Origin of the sequence: Kitasatospora sp. NPDC057198 (assembly GCF_042670125.1) — a bacterium.
GTDB lineage: Bacteria > Actinomycetota > Actinomycetes > Streptomycetales > Streptomycetaceae > Kitasatospora.
This window is the reverse complement of the sequence record NZ_JBHUWH010000664.1, coordinates 1-3,225: the sequence shown is the minus strand read 5'-3', so window position 1 is coordinate 3,225 and position 3,225 is coordinate 1. Positions and strand designations below refer to the sequence as shown.

The 3,225-nt window shown below is 70.1% G+C and carries 2 protein-coding genes; both read left to right on the top strand.

The features are described 5' to 3' along the window. The first annotated feature begins 616 nt into the window (after nucleotides 1-616). Nucleotides 617-1,924, top strand: coding sequence for an extracellular solute-binding protein (locus ACFUEL_RS37440; protein ID WP_380242330.1), 1,308 nt, complete (start codon nucleotides 617-619; stop codon nucleotides 1,922-1,924). Between the two features lie 209 nt (nucleotides 1,925-2,133). Further along, entirely contained in the window at nucleotides 2,134-3,192 is a 1,059-nt protein-coding gene (locus tag ACFUEL_RS37435; RefSeq protein WP_380242328.1) for an SIS domain-containing protein, read from the top strand. The last annotated feature ends 33 nt before the right edge of the window (nucleotides 3,193-3,225 follow it).

Genomic DNA, 3,225 nt, shown 5'->3' with positions numbered 1-3,225 from the left:
ACGGGACGCCGCCGGCCGAATGCCCCGGGCCGGGCGGGCCGATTTCCCGCGCCCGACCGCGCCCGGTGAAATCCATTGGCGGGCGGACGGGCGCCGGCCCCGAGCGCCGGACCGGAAAGCCGTCGGGGAGGTGTTCCGGAGTGCGGGACGCGGAATTGCCGCATCCGGTGCCGATCCGGGCTCCGGATCCGGACCGGCGGCCGCGATCGCCATTGTCCAATTGCCGCGGCCGCGGGCATTCCCGGCCGGACGGGCCGGGAATCGCGGCGATTGCCGCCGCGCGGGAAATGGGATCGTTCGTCCCGCCACGGTCGGTGACGGTACTCGGCGGCACCGCGGGCCGGAGCGCGTGGTGCGGCGGGGTGGCCAGGGGATTAGCCGCAACGCACCTTGATCGGCGGAAAACACGGAGGGTGACTTTAAGAAAGCATTAAGTCATGTGAAAGTTGATCACCCGGCACCTCTTGACGTGGCCGGGACAGGGAAGACAACGGATTGACAACGAGCAGGGTGCGAAACCGCACCCGCGTTGACGCCCCAAAATGGTCTAGGCCAAGATCCGGAAAGCTGGTCTGTACCACCGCGCAGACCTCCCCGCCCCCATCCGGAGGAACGCGTGAAGCGTCAGGTACTGGCCACGCTCAGCACCGCAGCCCTGTTGGCCACCGCCGCGGGCTGCTCGTCCGGCAGCCCGTCGCCTTCCCCGACGAACGTCGACACGAAGAACATGACCGGCACCGTGACCGTCTGGCTGATGGACGACGCCCAGAAGGGTTGGCCCGAGCTGGTGCAGCAGGTGAACGACGAGTTCGCCGAGAAGTACCCGAAGGTCCAGATCAAGCTGAGCTACCACGACTGGGGCAAGAAGACCGCCGAGCTGGACGCCGCGATCGCCGACGGCCGGGCCCCGGACGTGGTCGAGCTGGGCAACACCGAGACGCTCAAGTACATCGTCAAGGGCGACCTGCTGAAGCAGGAGGCCAACACCTTCGACAACTCCGACAACTGGATCAAGGGTCTGGTCGACACCTGCACCTACGAGAGCACGCTCTACTGCGTGCCCTACTACGCGGGCGCCCGCGTCGGCATCTACAACTCGAAGATGTTCCAGGAAGCCACCGGCTCCGCCGACTTCCCGCAGACCGAGGAGGCGCTGACCGGCGCCCTCGACAAGATGGCGAGCAAGTACGGCAGGAACAGCGCCGGCTACTCCTCGCTGTACCTGCCCGGCCCCTACTGGTACGCCGCGATGTCCTACGTCACCGCGTACGGCGGCTCGATCGCCCGCTACGACTCGGGCGGCGTCTGGCACGGCTCGCTGCACGACGCCAAGTCGCAGCAGGGCCTCCAGCACTTCGTCGAGCTGGTCAGGACGTACAACAAGAGCGGCGACCTGAAGGTCAACGAGCAGGACCAGGCCAAGGTGCTCGGCCACGAGAAGGCCGGCCTGATCTACGCCAACGGCTGGGAGCAGAACGTCGCCACCGCCCCGATCACCGGCACCCCGGCGCTGAAGGACGTGCTCAAGCTCGCCGCGATGCCCGGCCCGAACGGCAAGCCGCTGCCGTCCTTCATCGGCGGCTCCGACCTGGCGGTCACCGCCAAGTCGCAGAACGCCCAGGCGGCCACCGACTGGGTGCGGATGTTCACCAGCACCAAGTCCGAGCAGCTGCTCGCCGACAAGGACACCCTGCCCAACAACCTGGTCCAGCTCGCCCCGCTGAAGAGCAAGCCCAACACCGCCGCCGCCGCCAACGCGGTGGAGAACGCCTGGTTCACCCCGCTCGCCCCCGGCTGGGGCGCGATCGAGAAGCAGGGCATCCTGCCCAACATGCTGAACGCGATCTTCTCCGGCAAGAGCGTCGAGGAGGCCACCAAGGAGGCCGACGCCGAGATGGACCAGCTGATCAACAACCAGGGCTGACCGGACGGCCGGCCGACCGTCCGGCGTCCCGATCCCTGAGACCGGGCCCCGGCGCACCGTCACGGAGTGTGCCGCGGGGCCCGGTCGCACGTAGGATCGCCTCAGAACAGTTCCACGCAGCGAGGGTGCGGACTCGCCGCCGTTCAGAGGTCCCCGTCGGGCGTCCCGCCCCACGGGGTAGAACCATCTCTCCACGGAGGCACACCCCGATGTCCGACCCGCAGACTGTTTCCGTACCCGGCAGGATCATGTCGGCGGAGATGGCCGAGCAGCCGGCCGTCCTGCAGCGCATCCTCGACGAGGGCGCGCCCGCGATCCGTGAGATCGCCGCGCAGATCGCCGCCCGCAACCCGCGCTTCGTCCTGCTGACCGCCCGCGGGACCTCCGACAACGCCGCGCTGTACGCCAAGTACCTGATCGAGGTGCTGCTCGGCAAGCCGGCCGGCCTGACCTCGATGTCGACCACCACCGCGTACGGCGCCAAGCCGGACCTCGCCGACTGCCTGGTCATCACGGTCAGCCAGTCCGGCGGCTCGCCCGACCTGGTGGCCTCCACCAAGGCGGCCCGCGAGGCCGGCGCGATCACCCTGGCGGTCACCAACAACGCTGCCTCGCCGCTCGCCGAGGTCTCCGAGTTCCACATCGACGTGCTGGCCGGCCCGGAGAAGGCGCTGCCCGCCACCAAGACCTACACCGCCGAGCTGCTGGCGCTGTACCTGTTCGTCGAGGGCCTGCGCGGCGGCGACGGCTCCGCGGCGAAGGCGCTGCCCGGCCTGGCGGCCGGCATCCTGGCCCGCCAGGGCGAGGTCAAGGACCTGGCCGAGCGCTACCGCTTCGCCCAGCGCCTGGTCATCACCTCGCGCGGCTACGGCTACCCGACCGCCCGCGAGGCGGCGCTGAAGCTGATGGAGACCACCTACATCCCGGCGTCCCCGTTCTCCGGCGCCGACCTGCTGCACGGCCCGCTGGCCATGGTGGACAACGTCTCGCCGGTCATCGCGATCGTCCCGGACGGCAAGGGCGGCGAGGCCCTGCAGCCCGTCCTGGACCGCCTGCGCGGCCGCGGCGCGGACCTGGTCGTGATCGGCCAGCAGGGCCAGGTGGACGCCGCCAGCGCGGGCTTCGCGCTGCCGGCCGGCGTGCCCGAGGAGGTCCAGCCGATCCTGGAGATCCTGCCGCTGCAGCTGCTGGCCTACGAGGTCACCATCGCCCGCGGCCAGGACCCGGACGCCCCCCGCGCGCTCGCCAAGGTCACCGAGACCCACTGAGGCGCGAGAAGCCGCCCCCGCGAGGTTCTGCGG